We start from the raw sequence: 25051 nt of genomic DNA, 5'->3' as shown, positions 1-25051 counted from the left end.
CGCGCAGCGCCTCGACCGTCTGGTAGATGTCCTTGCAGCCGCAGGCGATATGCTGGATGCCCTCGCCGCGATAGACGCTGAGATATTCCTCGATCTGGCCGGAATCGCCGGCGTCCTCGTTGATCGGAATCCGGATCTTGCCGTCCGGGCTGGTCAAGGCGCGGGAGAACAGGCCGGAGGCGCGGCCCTCGATGTCGAAGAAGCGGATCTGGCGGAAGTTGAACCATTTTTCGTAGAACCCGGTCCAGACATCCATGCGGCCGCGATGGACGTTGTGGGTGAGGTGGTCGAGATAATACAGCCCGGCTCCCTCAGGCCGCGGATTGCCGGCGCCCAGCCATTCGAACTCGGCGTCGTAGGCCGAGCCCTTGGCGCCGTAGCGGTCGACGAAATACAGCAGGCTGCCGCCGATGCCCTTGATGGCGGGGACGTCGAGTGTCTTCTGCGCGGCCGGAATATCCGCGGGCTCGGCGCCGAGCGAGATCGCCCGGGCGTAAGCCTGCTTCGAATCGACCACCCGGAACGCCATCGACGGCGCGCACGGCCCGTGCGCGGCGACGAAGGAATGGCCGTGGGTGCCGGGCGCCTCGTTGACGAGATAATTGATGTCGCCCTGGCGATAGACCGTGATCTTCTTGGTCTTGTGCCGGGCGACCGGCGCATAGCCCGTCAGCTTGAACAAAGCGTGCAGTTCTTCGGGCCGGGGATGCGCATATTCGACAAACTCAAAACCGTCGGTGCCCATCGGGTTGTCGGCGGATACCGTGGCGGGCGGACCGTCGTGCGGAAATGGACCCATGGCCGAAAATCTCCCTGATTAGAGGCTTGAATGATCGGTCATACCGGGCGCAATGTGCGTGCAAATGATTGGCATTACCGCCACGGCATGCACGATCCGTGCATAAATCGGGTTCTCACGCATGATACCGGTCGACGCTTTTGACCTGAAAATCCTGGCCGCGCTGCAGGATGACGGCCGCCTCACCAACCAGCAGCTGGCCGATGTCGCGGGCCTGTCGGCGTCGCAATGCTCGCGGCGGCGGATGCGGCTGGAGGAGGAGAAGGTGATCGCGGGCTATCACGCCGACCTCGCCAGCGAAGCGCTCGGCTTCAACGTCATCGCCTTCATCCACATCACGCTGGCGACCCACTCGCCCGATAATGCCAAGCGGTTTCGCGCGCTGGTCAACCGCGTTGACGATATCCAGGAGGCCTATTCGCTGACCGGCGACGCCGACTATCTGCTGAAAGCGGTGCTGCGCGACCTCAAGAGCCTGTCGGATATCGTCAACAACGTGCTGATGCCGCACCAGAGCGTGGCGCATGTGCGCTCCTCGATCGTGCTCGATCGTTTGAAGGAAAGCGCCAGGCTGCCGCTCAAGGTGTTGGCGCGGTGAATTTGCGGCGCATGGCCGAAATCGAGGGAGATTCGGCATTTCGAATCGGGCCGCCGATTTGCGATGATGGATGTCGAAATAAGGCTGGATGTCGCAAGGCTGACGGTGAGCCCCCTCTCCCCCTGTGGGAGAGGGGGGGGGTGAGGGGTTCAGGTCTATCGACGGAGCAAAACCCCGCACCCGGATTGCATCTGCGATGCAATCCGACCTCTCCCACAAGGGGAGAGGTGGCACCGAGCGTGTGGCACACGACAGTGAAAAACTCTTAAGCGACCGACGAACCGTAGACGAGACACCCATGGCGCTGCAACTTCGGCCGAACTGCGAATATTGCGACAAGGACCTGCCGCCGAATTCGACGGAAGCACGGATCTGTTCCTACGAGTGCACGTTCTGCGCGGATTGCGTCGAGACCAAGCTGCACAATGTCTGCCCGAACTGCGGCGGCGGGTTTGCGCCGCGGCCGATCCGGCCGGCGACCGAGCGGCGGCCCGGCGTGTGCGTGGCGAAACATCCGCCGTCGGACAAGCGTGTGCATCTCAAATACAGCATCGAGGATGTCGCCGCGCATTCGGCGAAGCTTCGGGATATTGCGCCGGAAGAGCGGTGAATCGCTGTCGTCCCTGCGAACGCAGGGACCCATACCGCGTTGTCCTCTCGGTCAAGGCGGCATGTCCAAAACCGCGCCTAACACGACGGCCGGTGATTATGGGTCCCTGCGTTCGCAGGGACGACAGTGTGCTCTACCCCACAATCGTCCCTTCAACCTCGCCGAACCCGACGCGAAAACCGTTGCCCTGGCACCAGCCGCGCATCACGAGCGAATCGCCGTCTTCGAGGAACGTCCGGCTGACGCCGCTGGCGAGCTCTACCGGCTCGCTGCCGTTCCAGCTGATTTCCAGCAAGGACCCGCGCTGATCCTTCTCCGGCCCGCTGATGGTGCCGCTGCCCAGGAGGTCGCCGACATTCATGGCGCAGCCGGACGAGGCGTGGTGCACCAGTTGCTGCACCGACGACCAGTACATGTATTTGAAATTGGTGCGGCAGATGGTGGCGGCCTCGTTCATCGATGCTGCGCGCAAGGACACGTCGAGCTGCAGGTCGTAGTTGTGAGGCCGGGTCTGCTGCAGATAGGGCAGCGGCACCGGATCCTGCACCGGACCCGGCACGCAGAACGGCTGCAGCGCCTCGCGGGTAACGATCCACGGGCTGATCGAGGTGGCAAACGCCTTGGCCTGGAACGGGCCGAGCGGCACATATTCCCATTGCTGGATATCGCGCGCGCTCCAGTCGTTCAGAATGACAAAGCCGAAGATCATCTCCTCGGCCTGCTTCTCGCTCAGCATCTCGCCCATCGGTGACGGCTGGCCGATCACGACGCCCATCTCCAGCTCGAAGTCGAGCCGCTTGCACGGCCCGAAACTCGGCACCTCCGCGCTCGGCGGTTTTAATTGCCCGCGCGGCCTTTTCACCCTGGTGCCGGAGACCACGACGGTGGAGGCGCGGCCGTTATAGGCGATCGGCATGTGCAGCCAGTTCGGCTGCAGCGCGTTGTCCTTGCCGCGGAACATGACGCCGACATTGGTGGCGTGCTCCTTCGACGAATAGAAATCGGTGTAACCGGCCACCGCGATCGGCAGATGCAGTTTGACGTCGGCCATCGGCACCAGCGCGCTGGCGCGCAATATCTTGTTGTCGCGCAGCTGCGGATTGTCGTGGCGCAACAACTCGCTGATGCGGGCGCGGGTCCGCGACCACATTTTGGGGCCCAGCGCCATGAAGGCATTGAGCGAGCCTTGCGCGAACACCTCGAAGGCGGGCGAAAGATCGATCAGCCCTTCGGACTCCAGCACGGCGAGATCGAGCACGAAGTCGCCGATCGCGGCCCCGACGCGCGGCGCGGGCGTGGCTGCGGTCGAGAACACGCCGTAGGGGAGATTCTGGATCGGAAAGTCGGAGGCGGGATCGACCGGGACGAAGGAGCGGAGGGCGGGATCGTTGGGATGGGGCATCGTGATTCCGATGTGGGATTGTTAGCGACCAGCGACTTCTCTTCACCCTCCCCTGGAGGGGGAGGGTCGGCTCGCATCGCAAGATGCGAGACGGGGTGGGGTGACAGTCTTTCAACTCCGGCACCGCTTGAAACGAGAGACCGTCACCCCACCCCGCTCGCTTCGGACGATGCTGCGCATCGCCGGACGCGAGCGACCCTCCCCCTTCAGGGGAGGGTAAGAAAGGTCACGGCTTGTTCGGATCGAACCGTTTCTCCAGTCCCTTCCAGCAATCCGCGTAATCGTCCTGCAGCGTCGCGGAGGTCGCGGCATGGGTCGTGATGCGCTGGGGAAACCGGGTTTCGAACATGAAGGCCATGGTGCCGGTCAGCTTGACCGGCTTCAATTCGCCGTTGCTGGCGTGGTCGAAGGCTTCGCGGTCCGGGCCGTGCGGCAGCATCATGTTGTGCAGGCTCATGCCGCCGGGCGTAAAGCCTTGCGGCTTGGCGTCGTAGACGCCGTAGATCAGGCCCATGAACTCCGACATGATGTTCATGTGATACCACGGCGGACGGAAAGTGTTGTCCGCCACCATCCAGCGCTCCGGGAAAATCACGAAGTCGATGTTGGCGGTGCCGGGGGTTTCCGACGGCGCCGTCAGCACCGTGAAGATCGACGGATCGGGGTGATCGAAACCGATGGCGCCGACCGGCGAGAAGGTGCGCAGATCGTATTTGTACGGCGCGTAATTGCCGTGCCAGGCGACGACGTCGATTGGCGAATGCGGCAACGTGGTCTTGAACAGCTGTCCGCCCCACTTCACGAACAGTTCGGTCGGCGTGTCCTTGTCCTCATAGGCCGCGACCGGGGTGAGGAAGTCGCGCGCATTGGCGAGGCAGTTGGCGCCGATCGGCCCGCGCTCCGGCAGCGTGAAGGCGCCGCCGTAGTTCTCGCAGAGATAGCCGCGCGCCGGGCCGCCCGTGAGCTCGACACGGAATTTGACCCCGCGCGGGATCACCACGATTTCGGCCGGCTCGGCATCGATCCGGCCGAACTCGGTGACGAAGCGCAAGGACCCCTGCTGCGGCACGAACATCATCTCGCCGTCGGCATTGTAGAAATGCTGGTCGACCATCGACTGGGTGATCAGGAAGACATGCGCGGCCATGCCGGCTTGCGTGTTGGCGTCGCCCGCCGTGGTCATGGTCTGCACGCCCTGCAGGAAGGTCATGTCGGCTTTCGGAATCGGCGCCGGATCCCAGCGCAACTGCTCGACCGATATTTCCTGTTCGAAGCACGGCGCGGTGCGCCACAGCCCGGCATCGACTTTGGCGAAGCGGCCGGAGTGCCTTACCGAAGGCCTGATCCGGTACAGCCAGGAGCGCTCGTTGCTGCCGCGCGGCGCGGTGAACGGCGAGCCCGACAACTGTTCGGCGTAGAGCCCGTAGGCGCAACGCTGCGGCGAGTTGCGCCCGATCGGCAGCGCTCCGGGCAGCGCCTCGGTCTCGAAGCTGTTCTTGAAGCCCGACATATAGCCGGGCGTCACACCGACCGCGCTTCGGTTGATGATATCAGGCGAGGTATTGATGTTCATGTCATCCTCCATATCATGCGCATGATCTCTTCCGAAAACCGGTTCCCACTTTTCGGGATCATGCGCCTTGCAACGCGGCCCACATTTCCTGGTCGCGTTTGTCGGTCCAGATCACGGGATCGTCGATCCCCGAGGCTTCGTCAAAGGCGCGTGAGACGTTGAATGGCAGGCAGTGCTCATAGATCGCGAAGCTGGAAAATTTCGGATCCATCACTTCGCGGGTCGACGCCATCGTCTCCTTGAGATTACGGCCCCTGGCGACCGCCGATTCGGCCGCGCCGTAAAGCGTGGTGACGAAATCGCGGGTCATCGCGATGGCATCGCGGCCCGTCGACACACCCTTCAGTGCGTCGCCGCGTCCCGGCGCGATCGCCTTGGGATTGAAGGAACGGATTTCGTTCAGCGTCATCGGCCATTCGCGCAGATGCGCGTCGCCGCAATAGCAGGCCGAATGATATTCGATCAGGTCACCGGAGAACATCACCTCGGCATCCGGTACCCAGGCGACGATATCGCCGGAGGTATGCCCCGCGCCGAGCTGCATCAGCCGCACTTCGCGTTTTCCGAGATAGAGCGACATCTCGCCCTCGAACGTCAGCGTCGGCCAGGTCAGGCCGGGAATGCTCTGCGCATCCTGGAACAGGCGTGGAAAGCGACCGAACTCCGAATCCCAATCCTGCTGGCCGCGCTCCTCGACCAGCCGGTAGGTTTCCGACGAGGCGATCACGGCTTGCGCGTGATAGGCGGAGGCGCCGAGCACGCGCACCGCGTGGTAGTGCGAGAGCACGACATATTTGATCGGCTTGTCGGTGACGGTGCGCACCCGCTCGATCACCTTGTTCGCCATCGCCGGCGTCGCCTGGGCATCGAACACGATGCAGCCGTCGTCGCCGACGATCACAGCCGAATTGGGATCGCCCTCGGCGGTGAAGGCATAGAGATCGGTGCCGATCTCGGAGAAGGTGATCTTCTTCTCCGCCATGTCGGTGGTGGACGCGAAACCTTTGGCCATTAATTCAACTTTCCTGTGTGATAACTTTATCAACGTCATTGCGAGCGAAGCGAAGCAATCCATTCTTTCTTTGTGCTGCAAAATGGATTGCTTCGTCGCACCCGCCTTCGCCCGAAGACGGGCTTCGGCGGGCGCTCCTCGCAATGACGGCTGTAGGCATGTTCGTGCTGTTTCTATTACTGCTGCTGCTGTTGCTGCTGCTGACTTGCATCCACCATCCGCCGTTGCGCCAGCACAATCGCCTCGCACAGTACGTCGAGATCGCCGATGTGATTGGCGAGGATCAACACCAGCGCGGCATCGAGATCGGCGCTCTGCTCGTCGCTCAATCCGCGATGCGCCTCGACCACGGCGCGAAACGCATCGTCCGGCCGGGCGAAATTCGAACTGGTGGACAAGGCCATATCAGAACCTCAACTATGACCGGTGGCGCGCGCCAGCGCGGCGTCGATCGCTGCGCGGGTCGGCCGCCGGAAGCGCGCCGCGACATAGCCGTCGGGGCGCAGCAGATAGGCGGAGCCGGGCTCGGCATCGTAGCGGGCGGCGAGCAGGCCCGCGGAATCGGAAAGCCCGTCATGACGGCCGACACGAATCACGCCGACGCCATCGGGAGCCTCGACATCAGCGCCATTGGCGAAGGCGAGCAGCGTGAAGCGCTTTCCCGTCCTGATGAAGGCATCGGTCAAATAGGGGCAATCGCCTGATGGCGCGGTCACCGGCGCGTCCGGCATCGAAGCGCCCGGCCGCGGGCCGCCGCGCCACACCTCGGTATCGGCGGTCGACAGCGGCGAGTCATAGGACGTGGGTACCGACAGCCGTCCGCCATTCACCATGCGCTTGCCGAATTCGGTTTCCTTCGCCAGCGACAGCACGGCCTTGCGCAGCCGCGCTTCCTGGTGCGAGTTGGGAGCCATGAAATCGGTCGAGCGGGTCGATTCGCGGATGTTCTCGTCGGCCGCAGCACTTCGCTCGATGTGATAGCTCTCGAGCAGCGCTTCCGGCGAAGTCTTCCTCAGCACGCGATCGAGTTTCCAGGCGAGATTTTCGGCGTCCTCGAGACCCGAATTGGCGCCGCGGGCGCCGAATGGCGAAACCTGATGGGCGGCGTCACCGGCAAAGAGCACGCGGCCATGGACGAATTTATCCATCCGGCGGCACTGGAATTTGTAGAGCGAGATCCATTCGAAGTCGAACGCGTCATGCCCGAGCATACGCGCGATTCGCGGCCGCACGTTCTCCGGCTGCTTTTCGAACGCCGGATCCGCAAACCGGCTGAGTTGCAGATCGATCCGCCAGATATCGTCCGGCTGCTTGTGCAGCAGCGCCGAGCGGCCAGCGTGGAACGGCGGGTCGAACCAGAACCAGCGTTCGGTCGGGAATGCCGCCGTCATCTTGACGTCGGCGATCAGGAACTGGTCCTCGAACACCTGGCCTGCGAATTCCGCGCCGACCATCTGCCGCAGCGACGAGCGCGCGCCGTCGCAGGCGACGACGAAATCGGCCTGGATCCGGTAGGGTCCGTCCGGCGTCTCGACCGTCAGCACCGCATGATCGTTGCGCTGCTCCAGTCCGGTCACCTTGTTGCGCCAGCGCAGGTCGACGCCGTCCAATTCCTGCACCCGGTCCACCAGATAGGCTTCGGCATAGAATTGCTGCAGGTTGATGAAGGCGGGCCGCTTGTGGCCTTCCTCCGGCAGCAGGTCGAATTGATAGAGCTGCGAGTCACCGTGAAAGATCTTGCCGACGCTCCAGACCACGCCCTTGTCGACCATGCGCTGGCCGATGCCGAGCCGGTCCCAGTATTCCAGCGAGCGTTTCGAGAAGCAGATCGCGCGCGAGCCCTCGCCGATCCGGTCGGCATCGTCGAGCAGCACGACGGACTGGCCGCGCTGCGCCAGATCGATCGCCAGCGACAGTCCGACTGGTCCGGCGCCGACCACCACAATCGGGTGACGCGCGGCGTCGCCGGCAGCCCGATCCTGATCGGGGTGACGATGGTAGCCGAACTGGATTTTCGACGGCTTCGCCATGCGCTCAACTGGTTCTGGCCAATGGCCGGGATACCGGCTATGATAGTCTCACTTGCAACTATCTAAACGTCACGCTTGTTCGCCCGTCAACTCAATTTGGAGCGATTTTTGCCAAAAGCGTTTTCAAGCGAAGTGGCTACCGGTTCGCGTGAAGAAAACGCGTCTAAAAAAGGCTCAAAACTCGACCTCTTCAGGTTCGTGCCGTTCCGGCTGAACCGGCTGGCGGCCGAGGTCTCCTCCGCGCTCTCGGTCGAGTATCAGGAGCGCTACGGGCTGGACATTCCGGAATGGCGCGTGCTGGCGACGCTCGGTTTCCGCGTTGAGCCCTGCAGCGCGCAATACATTGCGCACTGCACCCGGACCCACAAATCCACCATCAGCCGCGCCGTCACGGCGCTGATGAAGCGGCAAATGGTCGAACGCGTCGAGAACGCCGACGACCGCCGCGAATTTGCGCTGCGCATGACGCGCAAGGGCAAGGCGCTGTACGAGGAACTGATCCCGCGGCTGCTGCGCCGGGAGCAGGAGATCCTGTCCTGTCTCTCCGCGCAGGAGCGCAAGGATTTTGCGAACCTGCTGGGCAAGATCGAGAACAGCCTCGAACTGGTGCAGACGGCCAAGGATGCGGGGGCCACGGACGCGTATTGAGGGCGACACGCCTCGCTGCCTCATGGTGAGGAGTGCGTCCGGCCAGCGCTTACGCTGGCCCGCGCACGTCTCGAACCATCTGGCACATCGCTTGCTGCCATCCTTCGAGACGCCGCGCGAAGCGCGCGCGGCTCCTCAGGATGAGGACGGAGTGCTCAGTACTATCAACGTCATTGCGAGGAGCGCTTGCGACGAAGCAATCCAGCTTTCTTTCTTCTGTGGCGTTTCAGGAAAGATGGATTGCTTCGCTTCGCTCGCAATGACGGTTGACGCAGTCGCGCTTCAACGTCACCCGCCCGTGCACCATCCCGACCGCCCTCACTTCACCGCCGTCACCACGATCTCCACGATATGCGGCGGTTCGAGCTCGACGCCGAGGCAGGCGCGCATCGGCGGATTTTTGCTGTCAACCCATTCGTCCCAGGCGCGGTTCATCTCCCCCTTGCGTTTCATGTCGGCGATGTAGACGATCGCTGAAAGGATCCTGCTCTTGTCCGAGCCGCACAGCGCGAGGCTCTCGTCGATGCGGGCCAGCGCTTTGGCGCTCTGTTCATACATCGAGGACGACACCGGATCGGGCGCCACTGCCACGGTCAGCACGAGGTCGTCGTGAACGACGGCGCGGCTGCGGGTCGATGTAAGGCCGGGAAAGCGTGTGATCATGGTCAGCTCCGAAGTTACTTCGCGAATGAGCGCGATGGCGCCAGGTGCAGCGACCAGGCATCCACCTTGTCGCTGACGCGCGGATAGATCTCGGTGACAACAGGATCGTGCCCGGGGATGACGCGGTCGGGATGACCGGCCAGCCGGTGCGCGATGTCCCAGCCATCGAACATGTCGCCGAGGTTATAGATGATCGGAAACGGGCTGCGGCGATGCATGTTGCCGTAGTAATGCGAGGCGTCCGACGCCAGCACGACAGGGCCGCGCGCGGTCTCGACCCGCACCACCTGCAGGCCGTCGGAATGGCCGCCGACGCGATGCAGGGTCACGCCGGGCGCCACCTCGCCATCGCCATTGTGGAAGGTGACGCGCTCATTGAAGACGTGACGGACCATCAAGGTGACGTGCTCCACCGAGAACGGATGGCGCAGCGTGCCGTGGCACATGCAGCGTCCGGTGGCGTAGCTCATCTCGCGATCCTGCAGATGAAACCGCGCCTTGGGAAAGCGATCGAGATTGCCGGCATGGTCGTAATGCAGATGGGTCACGACGACATCCTTGATGGCGTCGGCATCGACGCCGAAGCGCGCCAGCGCATCGACCGGATTGAGCGTCAGCTTGCGGCCGCGCGCCTGCGCCTCCTCGGCGTTGAAACCGGTGTCGACCAGAATGTCGCGGCCGCCACCCCGGATCAGCCAGACGAAATAGTCGAGATCCTGGGCCGTGGTTTCGTGCGGATCCGGCTGCAGGTAATTCATGTGGGGGGTGCGCGGCGACATCGTGGCATAGCGCAGGGCGTAGATTTCGTAGGCGTTTCCCATCGGTGCTTCTTCTTTGTCTGGATTGTCCGATTTGTTGAGATGGTCCCTGGAGCTAAGCCACCGCCGCCCGGAAAGGTCAAACCGGACGCTTCGCCGCAGCCGCCGCGGCGACCTTCCGTTGACCTTCGCTGGGCCGCTGCGACGCAACACGCGCGGAACCCACATTGTTTGATGGGCGGAGAAGGCCGCCGCCGGGGTGGGATTTATTCCCCTGACACGTCGCGGTTAATTGTCGCTGCTACGATCGGCTTCGCAAACGGTTGACAGGGCTTGCCGGCCCGGTTTGATAATGGGGTTTCCGTAGAGTAAGGTCGCCGAGGCGCAAGCTGGTGTCGGCGCCTAGTTGGCTGGACTGCTGATTTATGAGAATCCGCCTTGCATTGTTGCTGATTTCGGCTTTGTCGGTGCTTCCGATTGTCCCGGCCGCCGCCGCGGGCGCCGAACGGTTTGCGCTGGTTATCGGCAACGCCAAATATCCCGACGCCGAAGCGCCGCTGAAGGAGCCGATCAACGATGCCCGCGCCGTCGCCGACGAGCTCAAGCGCGACGGCTTCAACGTCGAGATCGGCGAAAACCTGACCGGCGACGCGATGCGGCGCGCCTTCGACAAGCTTTACGGAAAGATCAAGCCCGGCTCGGTGGCGCTGGTTTTCTTCAGCGGGTTCGGCATCCAGTCCGGCCGCCAGAGCTACATGATTCCGGTCGACGCCCAGATCTGGACCGAACCCGATGTTCGCCGCGATGGCTTCAGCCTGGAGACGGTGCTCGGCGAAATCAACAGCCGCGGCGCCGGCGTCAAGATCGCCCTGATCGACGCCTCCAGGCGCAACCCGTTCGAGCGCCGGTTCCGCAGCTTTTCCGCGGGCCTCGCTCCCGTGATCGCGCCGAACGGAACGCTGGTGATGTATTCGGCCGCGTTGTCTTCCGTTGTCAGCGACAATGGCGGCGACCGCAGCCTGTTCGTGAAGGAATTGCTCAAGGAAATTCGCGTTCCCGACCTGATGGCCGAGGAAACCCTGAACCGGACCCGGGTCGGCGTCACCCGCGCCTCCCGCAGCGAGCAGGTGCCGTGGATTTCGTCCTCCCTGGCCGAGGATTTTTCTTTCATCCCGGGCGCGAAGCCGGCCGGCCAGGGTCAGGTGGCGGCGGTACCCCAGGTTACTCCGCCGGTGAAGCCTCCCGTGACGCCGCCCCCGCCGCCCCAAATCACCCCTCAAGTCACGCCTCAGGCCACGCCTCAGGCCCCCCCCCAACCGCCGCCGGCCGCAAAGGTCGAACCGCCGCCGCTGCCGCGTGTCGAAACGCCGCCGCCGGCACCGCCAAAGCCGCCCGAAATCGTCGCCACTCCGCCCGAAGCGGAAAAAACCGAGGCGCCGACGGCTCTGGCGCTGGCCGAGGATCCGACCATCAAGAGCCTGACCGCTAAGCTTGCCGCCAATCCGGATGACGGCGGCGCGCTGTACCGGCGGGGCCAGGTCTATGCCAGCAAGGGCGCCTACAGCCTTGCCATCAAGGATTTCGACAACTCGCTGCGGCTGAACCCCAAGGACGTGGAAGCCCATAACAACCGCTGCTGGGCCCGCGCCGTGATCGGCGACCTGCAGGCCGCCCTGAAGGATTGCAACGAAGCGCTGCGGCTACGCCCGAACTTCGTCGATGCCCTCGACAGCCGCGGCCTCGTCAACCTGAAGAGTGGGCAGACCAAGAATGCAATTGCTGATTTCGACGCCGCCCTCAAGATCAACCCGCGGCTGACCTCGTCGCTGTACGGCCGCGGCCTCGCCAAGCAGCGAAACGGCTCGATTTCCGAGGGCGAGCTGGACATCACCAATGCCAAGGCGATGGATCCGAATATTGTTAAGGAATTCGCGAGTTACGGGATACGCTGAGGATTATTTGAGGCAGGGACCGGCGCTGCCTGAACCCTGGAGCAGGCAGCAGAGACGAATCCAGGAAAGTTGCCGGGCCGGGCAGGCGACGGGCCTGCGCCCGATTTTCCGGCGGCGTATTTGAGAACGGATTGCAACCGCGCGAGGCGCGCAGGAGGGACTGGCAATGTCGAAGATCTCTGGAAGGAACAATCTCACGGCAATCCTTTCGATCGTGACGATCGGCGCCACGTTGTCTTTCGGAATGACCGGGGCGATCGCCGCCGACGAGGTCACCGAGGATCAGATCCTGCGGGCGCTGGCGCCGCCGGCCAAGAAGCCGCTGACCCGCGGCCTGTCGGTCGGTCCGCAGCAGGCTGAACCGGTGATCTCCGCCGAGGAAGGGCGTTTCGTCCAGAAGATCCGCGGCCGGCCCAGCCGTTCGCTCTCGGCCAGCGAGCGCGAGGAAATCGCCACCCTCGCCAAGGACAAGCCGAATATCGATCTGGAGATCACCTTCGATTACAATTCGGCCGAGATCAGCGCCAAATCGCTGGCTTCGGTGCAGGCGCTCGGAAAGGCGCTGAGCAGTGCCGATCTGAAGGGCTCGACCTTCATCGTCGCCGGCCACACCGACGCCGCGGGCAGCGACGGTTACAACCAGGACCTGTCGGAGCGGCGCGCCGACTCGATCAAGCGCTATTTGACCGAAAAATACGGCATCGCTGGCGCTGACCTCGTGACCGTCGGATACGGCGAGAGCAAGCTGAAGGATCCGAGCCAGCCGCTGGCGGAAGCCAACCGCCGCGTGCAGGTCGTCAACATGGCCAACAAGACCACGGCGTCCAAGCAATAGTAGATTTTTTCCATCACGGGCCTCCGTTCCGATCGCGCCGGAACGGAGGCTCTGTGTTTATTTGACGCATTTTCCCCGCGCGAGCCGGTATCCACTTCGCCGGAAAACGCTATAAAGAAAACGCGATAAAGCGTCTTGATACCTCCCTCCCGACAGGTCTGGATCGATCCGGCGATGAAGCTCTCCGAATATCTCAAGCCTGCGATCGGAGTGGTCGTCGTGGTCGCGGTGGGGGTTTACTACTGGCTTGGGCACCGTCCTCGTCCCGAGGAAAAGGAAATTCCGACCAAGGCGATGGTCATCGTCACCAAGAGCACCAACGCCTGCTTCTCCGACCTGGTCCGGGTCACCGGCTTTATCGTGCCGCGCCGCGAAGCGGTGGTCGGCGTCGAGCAGGAGGGCTCCAGGGTTTCCGAGGTGCTGGTGCGCGAAGGCGACATCGTCACCGACAATCAGGAACTGGCGCGGCTGACACCGCCGCCGCAGCAGCCCGGGACGCGGCCCGGCCCGACCGTGCTGCGCGCGCCGGCCGCCGGCCTCGTTACCGAAGTCAGGACCATCGCCGGCGCGCCCGCCTCGCCGCAGGCCGGCCCGATGTTCCGGATTTCCGTCAACAACGAGATCGAACTGGATGCCGAAGTGCCGGCGATCCATATGCTGAAGCTAAATCCCGGCGCCGGCGCGCGGATCAGCCGGGACAACGTGCCCGATTTGATCGGGCGCGTGCGGCTGGTCTCGCCGCAGATCGACCGCGCCACCCAGCTCGGCCATATCCGGATCGCGCTGACCAACAACCCGTCGCTCAAGATCGGCATGTTTGCGCGCGCCAGCATCGACGCCAAGCGCAGTTGCGGCGTCGCGATCCCGCGCACCGCCATTGACCATTCGACCGTTCAGGTGGTCAAAGGAAACATCGTTGAGACGCGGAAAGTGAGGGTCGGGCTGGTGTCCGACACATCAACGGAAATCCTCGAGGGCCTCGACGTCGGCGAAATCGTCGTCGCCGACGCGGGCACCTCGCTGCATGACGGCGACCAGATCAAGACCATGTTCGCCGAGGAACTAGATCGAACGCGGGTGCGCTGATGGCTCTCAATATCTCGGCCTGGTCGATCCGAAACCCGCTGCCGTCGATCGTCTTCTCCATCATCCTTCTGGTACTGGGCTGGGTCAGCTTCACCAAGCTCGCGGTGACGCGGCTGCCGAGCGCCGACATCCCGGTGATCTCGGTCGCGGTGTCGCAGTTCGGCGCGGCACCCGCCGAACTGGAATCGCAGGTCACCAAGACCATCGAGGACGGCGTGTCCGGCGTCGAGGGCGTGCGGCACATTTCGTCGTCGATCACCGACGGGCTGTCGCTGACCACAATCCAGTTCGCGCTCGAGACCAACACCGACCGGGCGCTGAACGACGTCAAGGACGCCGTCACAAGGGTGCGCTCCAACCTGCCGCAGAACGTCAACGAGCCGCTGATCCAGCGCGTCGACGTGATCGGCCTGCCGATCGTCACCTATGCCGCGATCTCGCCCGGCAAGACGCCCGAGCAGCTGTCCTATTTCGTCGACGACGTGGTCAAGCGCGCGCTGCAGGGTGTGCGCGGCGTCGCCCAGGTCGAGCGGATCGGCGGTGTCGAGCGCGAAATCCTGGTGTCGCTGGATCCCGACCGGCTGCAGGCCGCGGGCCTGACCGCGGTCAATGTCAGCCAGATCCTGCGCGGCACCAATGTCGATCTCGCCGGCGGCCGTGCCGAGATCGGCAAGAACGACCAGGCGATCCGTACGCTGGCCGGTGCCAAGACCCTGAACGATCTCGCCGGCACTATGATCCCGCTGTTCGGCGGCGGCGAGGTTCGTCTCGACGATCTCGGCACCGTCACCGACACCATCGCCGACCGCCGCACCTTCGCGCGCCTGAACGGCGAGCCGGTGGTGGCGCTCGGCATCAAGCGCTCCAAGGGCGCCAGCGACGTGGTGGTCGCCGCCGCCGTGCAGAAGCGCATCGAAGCGCTGAAGAGCGCCTATCCCGACGTCGACCTCAAGCTGATCGATACCTCGGTGGATTTCACCAAGGGCAATTATGAAGCGGCGATTTCGACCTTGTTCGAAGGCGCCATCCTCGCCGTCATCGTCGTGCTGTTGTTCCTGCGCGACATCCGCGCCACCATCATCGTTGCGGTCTCGCTGCCGCTGTCGATCTTCCCGGCGTTCTGGGCGATGGACATGCTGGGATTCTCGCTGAACCTGGTCAGCTTCCTCGCCATCACGCTGTCGACGGGCATCCTGGTCGACGACGCCATCGTCGAGATCGAGAACATCGTGCGCCACATGCGAATGGGCAAGTCGCCCTATCGCGCCGCACTGGAAGCCGCCGACGAGATCGGCCTCGCCGTGATCGCGATCTCGCTGACCATCATCGCGATCTTCGCGCCGGCAAGCTTCATGTCGGGGATCGCCGGGCAATTCTTCAAGCAATTCGGCATCACGGTGTCGGTGCAGGTGTTCTTCTCGCTGCTGGCCGCCCGCTTCGTCACGCCGGTGCTGGCCGCCTACTTCCTGAAGGACCATCCGCACGAGGACCCGCCGCCGGGCCGCATCCTGAAGACCTATACCAAGCTCGTGACCTGGTCGGTGAAACACTACTTCATCACCGTGCTGGCCGGCTTCGGCACCCTCGCCGTCTCGATCTGGAGCATCACGCTGCTGCCGCAGGGCTTCCTGCCGGCGCAGGACACCGCGCGCTCGCTGCTGGCGATGGAGCTGCCGCCGGGGTCGCAGCTTGCCTATACCGAGAAGGTCACCGAGGAGATCGTGACGCGCCTGCGCAAGCGGCCCGAGATCAAGAGCGTGTTCGTCGACGGCGGCCGTGTGCCTCCGGGCATCTTCGAAGTGCGCCGCGCCGCGCTGATCATCAATTATACGCCGAAGGGCGACCGCAAGATTACCCAGCGCGAGCTGGAGCTGGCAATCTCGGGCGATCTCGAGAACGTTCCGGACATCCGGTTCTGGTTCCTCGACGAAAACGGCCTGCGCGCGATCTCGCTGGTCGTCACCGGCGTCGACAGCAACATCGTCGGCAATGTCGCCAGCGAGCTGGCGACGCAGATGAAGCGGATTCCGATCATCTCCAACGTGATCTCCGAAACCTCGCTCGACCGGCCGGAGCTTCGCATCCAGCCGCGGGCAGAGCTGGCGGCAAGGCTCGGCGTCTCCACCGAAAGCCTGTCGCAGACCATCCGCGTCGCCACCATCGGCGACGTCGGCCCGGCGCTGGCGAAATTCGACGCCGGCGGCCGGCTGGTGCCGATCCGGGTCCAGCTCGAGGACGGCGCGCGCGGCGACCTGCAGATCCTCGAACAGTTGCGGGTGCCTTTGGGCCAGCGCGGCGAAAAGGGCGGCGTGCCGCTCTCGGTGGTCGCCGACATCCGGCTCGATCAGGGGCCGACCAGCATCAACCGCTACGACCGGGAACGTCAGGCCACCGTGGCCGCCGACCTCGTCGGCTCCGCGGCGCTCGGCGACGCCACCAAGAAAATCTACGACCTGCCGGTCATGAAGAGCCTGCCCAAGGGCGTCAAGGTCAGCCCCTCGGGCGACGCCGAAAGCCTCAACGAACTGTCGGAAGGTTTCGCCACCGCGATCACCACCGGCCTGATGATGGTCTATGCAGTGCTGGTGTTGTTGTTCGGCACCTTCCTGCAGCCGATCACCATCCTGTTCTCGCTGCCGCTCTCGATCGGCGGCGCCATCGCGGCGCTGCTGTTGACCGGCAAGCAGCTGACGACGCCGGTATGGATCGGCATCCTGATGCTGATGGGCATCGTCACCAAGAACGCCATCATGCTGGTGGAATTCGCGGTCGAGTCGATCCGCGAGGGCGCGCCGCGCGACGCGGCGATCATCGACGCCGGCATCAAGCGCGCGCGTCCCATCGTCATGACCACCATCGCGATGGCAGCCGGCATGATGCCCTCGGCACTGGCGTTCGGCGCCGGCGGCGAATTCCGTTCGCCGATGGCGCTGGCGGTGATCGGCGGCCTAGTGTTCTCGACGTTGCTGTCGCTGGTGTTCGTGCCCGCGATGTTCATCCTGATGGACGACCTCGGCGCCCTGATCTGGCGCTTCGGCAAGAAGCTGCTGGCCTCCAGCGGCGAGAACGAGCCCGGACCGGGCGATCATTCCGGCGGCCACAAGCCGGCACCGGCCATCGCGCATTCGCCCGCGGCGGAGTAGGATGGGGCTCCGTAGCCCGGATGGAGCCCACGGTCGGCGCGAAGCGCCGCCCGCTGGCGCAATCCGGGACGAACGCGGCGGCGGCCCCGGATTTCGCAAGCGCTCCATCCGGGCTACGGACTTTACTTGAAGACCCCCCGCCTCAACCCGCCACCGTCTTCGCGATCACATCCGCGAGCTGCTGCTGCAGAAACGGCTTCGACAGTTTGGGCAGGCCCTCGTCCGCGCCGGGCGGCAGCTCGGCGAATCCGGTCGCCAGGATGATCGGCAGATAGGGCTTTTCCGCCCTGATCGCGGCGGCGAGATCCGAGCCCGTCATGTGCGGCATGGCCTGGTCGGTGATCACGAGATCGATGGTGTCGTCGCGCCGGATGATGTCGAGGGCGTCCTTGCCGGAGACCGCCTCCAGCACGGTGTGGCCGAGGTCTTCCAGCATGGCCGCGGTATTGAGCAGCACCAGCGCATCGTCATCCACCGCGAGGATCAGGAGAGGACCTTCCTTTCCATTCGATGGCCTCAAGGCGGCTTCGTTCCGAACATGGTCAGGACCGTCCGCTACCGGAAGCCAAAGCTCGGCCGTGGTGCCGTCGCCCTTGCTGCTCCTGAGCATGAACTTGCCGCCGGACTGCTGGATCATGCCATGAACCATCGACAGCCCCAGTCCGGTGCCCTTGCCGATGCCCTTGGTGGTGAAGAAGGGCTCCAGCGCCCGCCGGCGCGTGGCTTCGTCCATTCCGCATCCGTTGTCGGTCACCGACAGACAGACATAATTTCCGTCCTTCAGGTCCGGCGCGCCCGCGATGGTCTCCTCCTTCGCGGTGATGACGACCAAGCCGCCTTTCGGCATCGCGTCCCGCGCATTGACGACGAGATTGAGGATGGCCAGTTCCAGCTGGTTCGGATCGGCGAGAACCTTGTTCAGCCCGGAGGCGAACTCCATCGTGATCTGCGCGGTGGCGCCGAGCGAACTGTGCAGCAGATCGGTCATGCCGCGAACGAGGTCCGCAACGTCGAGCGCCACCGGATTGAGCTCCTGCCGGCGCGCGAAGGCCAGCATCCGCTGCGTCAACCCGGCGCCGCGCTGGGCGGCGTGCATGGCGTTATCAACCAGACGTAACGTCTTGGGATCGTCGGGAAGACGCTTGCGCAGCAGTTCGAGGCTGCCCAGCACCGCCATCAGGAGATTGTTGAAATCATGCGCGACGCCGCCGGTGAGCTGTCCGATCGCGTCCATTTTCTGCGACTGGAACAGGGCTTCGCGGGTCTCCTGCAGTGCGCGCTCGGACTTTCTGCGCTCGGTAATGTCGCGGGTGATCTTGGCGAAGCCCAGCAATGTTCCATCGTCGGCGCGGATCGGATCGATGACGACGCTGGCCATGAATTTGCTGCCGTCCTTGCGCTGGCGCCAGCCTTCCTTTTCGAACCTGCCATCGCGCGCCGCCGTTTCGAGCGCGGCTTGCGGGGCTCCCGCGCGCTGGTCCTGCTCGATATAGAATCGGGAGAAATGCTGCCCGATGATTTCGGAGGCCTCGTAGCCCTTGATCCGTTCCGCACCCGCGTTCCAGCTCGACACCAGGCCCTCCGGCGTCAGCATGTAGATAGCGTAGTCGGTGACGCCCTGAACAAGACGCTTGAACTGCTCCTCGCTTCGCCTGAGCTGTTCCTCGGCGGCTCGCCGCTCGGTCAGGTCGCGCGTGATCTTGGCGTAACCGACGACGTTGCCGGAACCATCCCTGATCGGGTCGATGACGACAAAGGCCCAGAACCGGGTACCATCCTTGCGGACACGCCATCCCTCGCTCTCGAACTTTCCCTCGCGTGCCGCGGTCTCCAGCGCCCTTTGCGGCAATCCCGTAGCGCGATCGGCCTCAGTGTAAAAGCGCGAGAAATGTTCGCCCACGATTTCGGAGGCTTCGTAGCCCTTGAAGCGCCGCGCGCCCGGGTTCCAGCTCGACACGATGCCGTTGGAATCAAGCATATAGATCGCGTAATCGGTGATGGCCTCGATCAGCATGCGGTAACGGCCATTGTCGGACAATGACGCGTCGAACAGCTGACTTCCTCGCATTGAATACTCCCCGGCCAACCCCAACCTTGGGAAACCCGGTTCTGGCCGTATGGTTCCGTGGGCAGGCACAGCGTTTTCGGCCGGTTCTAGTCGTTCCGCGCCACCGCCGTCAGCTTGGTCATGTTCTGAAGCAGGATTCGGCCGCGCTGCAGATCGAGAATGCCGTCCTTGCGCCACAGCTGCAGCTGGCGGTTGACGCTTTCGCGGGCGGCGCCGACGAAGACGCCGAGTTGCTCCTGCGAGATGTGCACCTCGGAGCCGAAATCCGACGACAGCGCGCAGAGCCGGCGCGCCAGCCGCACCGGCAGCGGCTGCAGCATGGATTCCTCCATCCGCTCGCTCATCCAGCGGATGCGCTGGCACAGCAGCATGATCAGCTTGACCGCGACGCGGGGCTCGCGCTCGAGATGGGCCAGGAAATCCTCGCGCCGCAGCACGAATAATTCGGTCGGCTCGCCGGCGGTGGCATCCGCAGTGCGGCTCTGGCCGTCGAGTACCGCGACCTCGCCGAACAGATCGCCGGGGCCGAGGAAATTCAGGGTCAGGCGGCTGCCGTCCGATGCCCCGGTCTCGATCCGGATCTGGCCGCGGCGGACCCCGAACAGGGCGTCGCCGGCGTCGCCCTTCTGGAACAGCATCTCGCCGACCCCAAGGTGCTGGGTGTGGCAGAGGCTGGAGATCCGCTGCAATTCATCGGGCCCCAGGTCCGCGAACATCGGATTCATCTTCAGAATGACCGCAAATTCGGCCGCTTTACTCATTGCAATGCCTTCCAGCGAGGATGCGAGATCGTCAGATGGGCGTTAGCAAATCTTGCCCGCCCCGAAGTGTGTCATAAGTCACATATCTTTGCAGCACCTCCGGATTATTTTTGCTGGCTTTGAGCGGTTTCCCCTTCGGGATAAGCTTGGGGGTCAAGGGTCCGCGCCGATACGGCCGGGCTGAATTCGCATGCGGCTGGCCGATCTGGAATGACGACATGAGAGTACTGAAAATCGCCGGGGCCGCCATCGTCGCCGTGATCGTGGTGGCCGGCTTGCTGTTGATCATCGGCGTTCCCTCGGGTTTCCTGACGTCGGAAATCCAGGCGCGGGTCGAGCGCGAAACCGGCTACCGGCTCACCATCGCGGGCTCCAGCAAGATCGGGATCTGGCCGTCGCTCAATGTGACGCTGAACGACGTCACGCTGCAGGACCCGAAAGACCGCGACGGCTCCAGCCGCGTCACCGTCGGCAGCGTGCAGGCCGACGTGACGCTGGCGAGCCTGTGGTCGGGCCGCCCGCAGGTCACCGAACTCGTCATCAGGAAGCCGGTGCTGCATGTGCCGCTGCTGCGCGAACGCTCGGGACAGCTGATCTCATCGGCGAGGCCCGCGCCGCCCCCCGGTGGCGCCGACAAGGCCGCGATCGATCGCATCAAGGTGACCGACGGCACGGTGGTGTTTTCCAATTTGCGCGACCGCGTGGAAAATCGCATCGAGGGCATCAACGCCGAAGCCAAAATCGGCGCCGACCGCAAGGTCAAGATTGCCGGCAGCGCCAAGGTCGGCGATCGTCCGCTCAAATTCGACATCAACGCCACCGCGCCGGTGCCGCCGCTGGAGCGGCAGAACATTCCCGTCGAAATCGTGCTCGACGCACCCGGCATGTTGCAGGCGCCGGTGTCGGCCAAAGCCGAGGTCCGGCTCAACGGTTCGACGGTGATGATCAACGGCCTGTCGGGCACGCTCGGCGACGGCGCGTTCAACGGCTGGGCCTCGGTCGATCTCGCCAGCAAGCCGCTGGTCAAACTCGATCTCGACTTCCAGCGGCTCGATCTCGGCGGCGCCACGCCGAGCGGCGCATCGGGCGCGCAGCCCTGGAGCAACGCGACCTTCGACGTCAGCGGCCTGAACTATGTCGACGCGCAGGTGCGCGCCTCCGCCGCCGAACTCAAAGTGGGCGGCGCGCAATTCGCGCCGGCCGCGATCGACGCCACGCTCGCCAGCGGCGCGCTCAAGGTGCGGTTTTCCAATCTCGGCGCCTATGGCGGCCAGGCCAGCGGCGAGATCACCGCGGATGCGTCGGCGGCCGAGCCGAGCTTCGCGCTGCGCAGCGATCTAGCGGGCGTCCGCGCGCTGCCGCTTTTGAGCAGCGTCGCCGACTTCGACAAGCTGGACGGCAAGATGCAGGCGAAGATTGCCGTACGCTCCACCGGCGCCAGCCCGCGCGCTATCATGTCCAACCTCAACGGCACGGTGTTCACCGTATTCCAGGACGGCGCCATCCGCGGGCTCAACGTCGCCAAGATGATTCGCTCGCTGACCTCGGGCACGCTGTCGGGCTGGCAGCAAGGGCCGGACCAGGTCACCGACCTTAGCCAGCTCTCCGCCTCGTTCAAGATCGACAAGGGCCAGGCCGCCACCACCGATCTCAATCTGGTCGGCCCGCTGGTGAAGATGACCGGCATCGGCACCATCGACCTCGGCACCAAGCAGATCGCGTTCCGGGTCGAGCCCAAGCTGGTCCTGACCACCCAGGGCCAGGGCCGCGCCGCCGATCCGGTCGGGCTCGGCATTCCCGTGATGATCGACGGGCCGTGGTCCGAGCCGCGCATCTATCCCGATATGGCCGGCATGCTGGATAATCCCGATGCGGCCTATGCCAAGCTGAAGGAGATGGGCAAGGGCCTGTTCGGCAAGGACGGCGGCGGACTGGACGCGCTGTTGGGCGGGTTGAGCGGCGCGCAACCTGGCGGCGGCGCGGCGGCTGGCGGAGCCGCGCCCGGCGGCGGATTGAACGACATGCTCGGCGGCAAGCTCGGCGAGACGCTGGGTAATCTGATCCAGCAGGGGCTGGGCCAAGGCGGATTGGGGCAAGGCGGAATTGGGCAACCCCCGCCGGCGCAACGGCCAAGCCAGGGCCGCAGCCTCGCCGCGCCGGCTTCCCCGGTGCCGTCGATCCCGCCGGCGCCGGCATCGCCCAACGAAACGATCCCGGACGGTGCCCAGGACAGCCCGGCGATGAACGACGTGCTGCGGCAGTTGTTCAACCGCTGAAGGAAGACCCGTCATGCCCGGGCTTGACCCGGGCATCCACGTCTTCCTTCCGCTCATCGGAAGCAAGAAAGGCGTGGATGGCCGGGTCAAGCCCGGCCATGACGGGGTTGGAGCACCCTCCCAATGCCTAAAATCATGGCTAACCATGCTGGGGGCGACTCCGTCCGGGCGCGACAAATTGTGCTAAACAGGGCCGGCTGGGCGCGAACCTCAAGGCGGGGCGGCGCACGAGGGTCTGGATGAGCGCGGTCAAGGACAAAACTTGGTTTCTGCGCGAAGGGCTGTTCGCCAAATACGTCGTCTCGCTGGTCGGCCTCGTGGTGTTCGTGCTGGCGGTCAACGGCGCGATGGAAACCTGGATCAGCTATCGCGGTACTCGCGTCGCGCTGGTCGAGGCCATGGGCGAGAAGGCGGAGGCCACCGCGCGGCGGATCGAGCAGTCGATCTTCGAGCTGGAGCGGCAGATCAGCTGGGTGACGCGCGCCAGCGCGACGGCCGCGAGCCTCGATCGCACCCTGCAGCAGCGCCGCGCCGATTATGCGCAGCTGCTGAACCAGCTGCCGGCGGTGAGCCAGCTCACATTTCTCAGCGGAAGTGGCCGCGAATTGCTGCGGATGTCGCGCACCCAGGTGGTGACCGACAGCGACGGCGATTTTTCCCGCGACGTCCGCTTCATCGAGACCAACGCCAAGGGCGTCACCTTCGCGCCGGCCTATTTCGTCGGCTCCCGTCCGTTCATGTCGATCGCGGTGTCGCATTCCGGCGTCAATGCCGGGGTGACGCTGGCCGAAATCGATTTGCGCTTTCTCAACGATTTCCTCGGCGAGGCCCAGATCGGCAAGGTCGGCTACGCCTATGTGGTCGATGCCCGCGGCCAGGTGCTGGCGGGCTCGAAGGGCCCGGAGGTCGGCAACGAACTCGCCAGGCTGCCGCAGGTCGCAGCCCTGCTGAAGCCGGACGGCACACCGCTCACCTCCGGCACCGGCTTTGATGGCGAGGCGGTGTTGACCGCATCGAGCGCTGTTGCAAAACTCGGCTGGCATGCGCTGTTCGAGCAGCCGACCGCGCAGGCGCTGGCGCCGATCCGCGACCAATTGGTGCGGAGCGCGCTGTTGATCGGGCTCGGCCTGGTGGTCGCGATTCTCGCCGGCACCGTGCTGGCGCGGCGGATGCTGATCCCGATCACGGCCTTGCGCGCCGGGGCGCGGCGGCTCGGTGCCGGCGATTTCAGCCATCGCATCGAGGTGCGCACCAGGGATGAGCTGGAAGAACTGTCCGACCAGTTCAACAGCATGGCCGGCCAGCTGCAGGAAACCTATGCCGGCCTCGAATCCAAGGTCGAGGCGCGCACGCGGGATCTGGCGCGCTCGATCAACGAGCTCAAGGTGCTCGAGGAAGTCGGCCGCGCGGTGGCCTCCTCGCTCGATCTCAACGCCGTGCTGCCGACGGTGGCGGCGCGGGCGCTGGAAATCACCCATGCCGACGCGGTGCTGATCTACGGCCATGACGCGGCAAAGCATCAGTTCAACCTCACCGAGGCGATCGGCATCGACAAGGCGGCCGGAGGCAATCATCTTGTCATCGACGAGGCCGACAGCGTGCTCGGCGAGGCCGCGGCGCAAGGCGAGCCGATCGCGATCCCCGATCTCGCCGGGGCCGTCGAAAACCGGCTGCGCGACGTCGTGATGGAAGCCGGATTCCATTCGGTGCTGGTGGTGCCGCTGGTCGACCAGAAGGGCGTTCTGGGATCGCTGGTGGTGTTGCGCAAAGAGGCCGGCGAGTTCTCAGCCGACCTGATCGGGCTGATGAAGACCTTTGCGCATCAATCGGTGCTGGCGATGCGCAATGCGCGGCTGTTTTCGGAAGTCGACGCCAAGGGCCGCGAACTCGCTTCGGCGCATTCCACCGTGCAGCAGCAGGCCGCCAAGCTGCAGGAACAGACCGACGAACTGAAGAACTGGAACAGGTCGCTGGAGGAGCGGGTCGAGAAGCAGCTCGGCGAGATCGAGCGCATCCGCCGGCTGGAGCGCTTCCTGCCGCCGCAGGTGGCGCAGCTGATCGCCTCCTCCGACGGCCATGATTCGCTGCTCGACAGCCATCGCCGCGAGGTGACGGTGGTGTTCTGCGATCTGCGCGGCTTCACCGCCTTCACCGAGACCACCGAGCCGGAAGAGGCCATGAACGTGCTGCGCGAATATCACGCCGCACTCGGCGAATTGATCTTCCGCTACGAGGGAACGCTCGACCGCTATGCCGGCGACGGCGTGATGATCCTGTTCAACGCGCCGATCCAGTTCGAGGATCACGTGCAGCGCGCGGTGAAGATGGCGGTGGAGATGCGCGACACCATCGGCGTGCTGACCCAGAAATGGCGCAACCGCGGGCATAGCCTCGGCTTCGGCGTCGGCATCGCGCTCGGCTATGCGACGCTGGGCCAGATCGGCTTCGAGCAGCGGCTGGAATACGCCGCGATCGGCAGCGTCACCAACCTGGCCTCGCGGCTGTGCGACGAGGCCAAGGCCGGCCAGATCGTGGTCAGCCAGCGCGTGTTCGGTATGGTCGAGCCCTGGGCCGAGGGCCGCCAGCTGGAGGACCTGACGCTGAAGGGCTTCAACCATCCGATCCTGGCGGTGGAGATTTTGCGGTGGCGCGACGAGGGTGAGGTGGCGGCGGCGGCAGAGGTGGCGGAGACCGAGGCGCCGCGGCGGCGGCAGCAGCCGGTGTAGGCAACACCCCGCGCTGTCCTCCCTGCGAACGCAGGGACCCATACGCCGTGGCCTCTCGTTTGTACGACGCTGTTGAATGGCTTTCTCACCATCACCAACACCTGTGGTTAT

General features: G+C 64.6%; 19 protein-coding genes. 9 read left to right on the top strand and 10 right to left on the bottom strand.

Annotated elements, in window-relative coordinates; translation table 11 throughout:
• The coding region (locus Q7T45_RS17325) for a 4-hydroxyphenylpyruvate dioxygenase family protein (protein ID WP_304872187.1) at positions 1-799 on the bottom strand (799 nt) is incomplete at its 3' end.
• Positions 800-920: 121 nt separating this feature from the next.
• On the opposite strand from Q7T45_RS17325, the gene Q7T45_RS17320 reads away from it, so the two are divergent.
• Together Q7T45_RS17320 and Q7T45_RS17315 are read left to right on the top strand one after the other, a co-directional pair.
• Positions 921-1397 carry an Lrp/AsnC family transcriptional regulator gene (locus tag Q7T45_RS17320; RefSeq protein ID WP_304872185.1) on the top strand — a complete coding sequence of 159 codons (477 nt, stop codon included), beginning with the start codon at positions 921-923 and terminating at the stop codon, positions 1395-1397.
• A 298-nt stretch (positions 1398-1695) separates the two neighbouring features.
• Positions 1696-2007 carry a DUF1272 domain-containing protein gene (locus Q7T45_RS17315; protein WP_304872184.1) on the top strand — a complete coding sequence of 104 codons (312 nt, stop codon included), beginning with the start codon at positions 1696-1698 and terminating at the stop codon, positions 2005-2007.
• Between the two features lie 133 nt (positions 2008-2140).
• Here Q7T45_RS17315 and fahA read toward each other — a convergent pair whose 3' ends face one another.
• The 5 genes from fahA to Q7T45_RS17290 all read right to left on the bottom strand — a co-directional run bounded on the left by fahA (position 2141) and on the right by Q7T45_RS17290 (position 8024).
• Positions 2141-3409 (bottom strand): fumarylacetoacetase, encoded by a 1269-nt coding sequence (gene fahA, locus Q7T45_RS17310; protein WP_304872183.1) that lies wholly within the window; start codon positions 3407-3409, stop codon positions 2141-2143.
• A gap of 226 nt (positions 3410-3635) precedes the next feature.
• Positions 3636-4982: a homogentisate 1,2-dioxygenase gene (hmgA, locus tag Q7T45_RS17305; RefSeq protein WP_304872181.1), complete on the bottom strand. Its 1347-nt coding sequence runs from the start codon at positions 4980-4982 to the stop codon at positions 3636-3638.
• 58 nt (positions 4983-5040) lie between these two features.
• Positions 5041-5994: an MBL fold metallo-hydrolase gene (locus tag Q7T45_RS17300; RefSeq protein ID WP_304872179.1), complete on the bottom strand. Its 954-nt coding sequence runs from the start codon at positions 5992-5994 to the stop codon at positions 5041-5043.
• 176 nt (positions 5995-6170) lie between these two features.
• Positions 6171-6398, bottom strand: coding sequence for a DUF2783 domain-containing protein (locus Q7T45_RS17295; protein WP_304872177.1), 228 nt, complete (start codon positions 6396-6398; stop codon positions 6171-6173).
• A 9-nt stretch (positions 6399-6407) separates the two neighbouring features.
• Entirely contained in the window at positions 6408-8024 is a 1617-nt protein-coding gene (locus tag Q7T45_RS17290; protein ID WP_304872174.1) for an FAD-dependent oxidoreductase, read from the bottom strand.
• Between the two features lie 108 nt (positions 8025-8132).
• Between Q7T45_RS17290 and Q7T45_RS17285 the strand changes: the two genes are divergently transcribed.
• Positions 8133-8672: a MarR family winged helix-turn-helix transcriptional regulator gene (locus tag Q7T45_RS17285; RefSeq protein ID WP_370691298.1), complete on the top strand. Its 540-nt coding sequence runs from the start codon at positions 8133-8135 to the stop codon at positions 8670-8672.
• A 318-nt stretch (positions 8673-8990) separates the two neighbouring features.
• Here Q7T45_RS17285 and Q7T45_RS17280 read toward each other — a convergent pair whose 3' ends face one another.
• Positions 8991-9335, bottom strand: a complete 345-nt coding sequence (locus Q7T45_RS17280) for a RidA family protein (RefSeq protein ID WP_304872172.1) — start codon at positions 9333-9335, stop codon at positions 8991-8993.
• Positions 9336-9349: 14 nt separating this feature from the next.
• Positions 9350-10156 (bottom strand): N-acyl homoserine lactonase family protein, encoded by an 807-nt coding sequence (locus Q7T45_RS17275; protein WP_304872171.1) that lies wholly within the window; start codon positions 10154-10156, stop codon positions 9350-9352.
• Positions 10157-10518: 362 nt separating this feature from the next.
• Between Q7T45_RS17275 and Q7T45_RS17270 the strand changes: the two genes are divergently transcribed.
• The 4 genes from Q7T45_RS17270 to Q7T45_RS17255 all read left to right on the top strand — a co-directional run bounded on the left by Q7T45_RS17270 (position 10519) and on the right by Q7T45_RS17255 (position 17109).
• The gene (locus Q7T45_RS17270) at positions 10519-12045 is read left to right on the top strand and encodes a caspase family protein (RefSeq protein WP_304872170.1); all 1527 of its coding nucleotides are present in this window, start codon (positions 10519-10521) and stop codon (positions 12043-12045) included.
• Between the two features lie 166 nt (positions 12046-12211).
• Entirely contained in the window at positions 12212-12880 is a 669-nt protein-coding gene (locus tag Q7T45_RS17265; RefSeq protein ID WP_304872169.1) for an OmpA family protein, read from the top strand.
• A gap of 174 nt (positions 12881-13054) precedes the next feature.
• Positions 13055-13966, top strand: a complete 912-nt coding sequence (locus Q7T45_RS17260; RefSeq protein ID WP_304872192.1) for an efflux RND transporter periplasmic adaptor subunit — start codon at positions 13055-13057, stop codon at positions 13964-13966.
• On the top strand, positions 13966-17109 hold the full coding sequence (locus tag Q7T45_RS17255) for an efflux RND transporter permease subunit (RefSeq protein ID WP_304872167.1): 3144 nt from the start codon (positions 13966-13968) through the stop codon (positions 17107-17109). Before Q7T45_RS17260 ends, Q7T45_RS17255 begins: the two co-directional genes overlap by 1 nt.
• Before the next feature lie 142 nt (positions 17110-17251).
• On the opposite strand, the gene Q7T45_RS17250 is transcribed toward Q7T45_RS17255, so the two are convergent.
• Together Q7T45_RS17250 and Q7T45_RS17245 are read right to left on the bottom strand one after the other, a co-directional pair.
• Positions 17252-19177 carry a PAS domain-containing sensor histidine kinase gene (locus Q7T45_RS17250; RefSeq protein WP_304872165.1) on the bottom strand — a complete coding sequence of 642 codons (1926 nt, stop codon included), beginning with the start codon at positions 19175-19177 and terminating at the stop codon, positions 17252-17254.
• A gap of 86 nt (positions 19178-19263) precedes the next feature.
• Entirely contained in the window at positions 19264-19938 is a 675-nt protein-coding gene (locus Q7T45_RS17245; RefSeq protein WP_304741882.1) for a Crp/Fnr family transcriptional regulator, read from the bottom strand.
• Positions 19939-20156: 218 nt separating this feature from the next.
• Here Q7T45_RS17245 and Q7T45_RS17240 point away from each other — a divergent pair, with 218 nt between their 5' ends.
• A complete protein-coding gene (locus tag Q7T45_RS17240) occupies positions 20157-22214 on the top strand; it encodes an AsmA family protein (RefSeq protein WP_304872163.1) in 2058 nt (685 codons plus the stop codon).
• Between the two features lie 239 nt (positions 22215-22453).
• Positions 22454-24940, top strand: a complete 2487-nt coding sequence (locus Q7T45_RS17235; protein WP_304872162.1) for an adenylate/guanylate cyclase domain-containing protein — start codon at positions 22454-22456, stop codon at positions 24938-24940.
• The last annotated feature ends 111 nt before the right edge of the window (positions 24941-25051 follow it).

Origin of the sequence: Bradyrhizobium sp. (assembly GCF_030646015.1) — a bacterium.
Taxonomy (GTDB): Bacteria; Pseudomonadota; Alphaproteobacteria; order Rhizobiales; family Xanthobacteraceae; genus Bradyrhizobium.
This window is presented reverse-complemented; position numbering and strand designations above follow the sequence as displayed.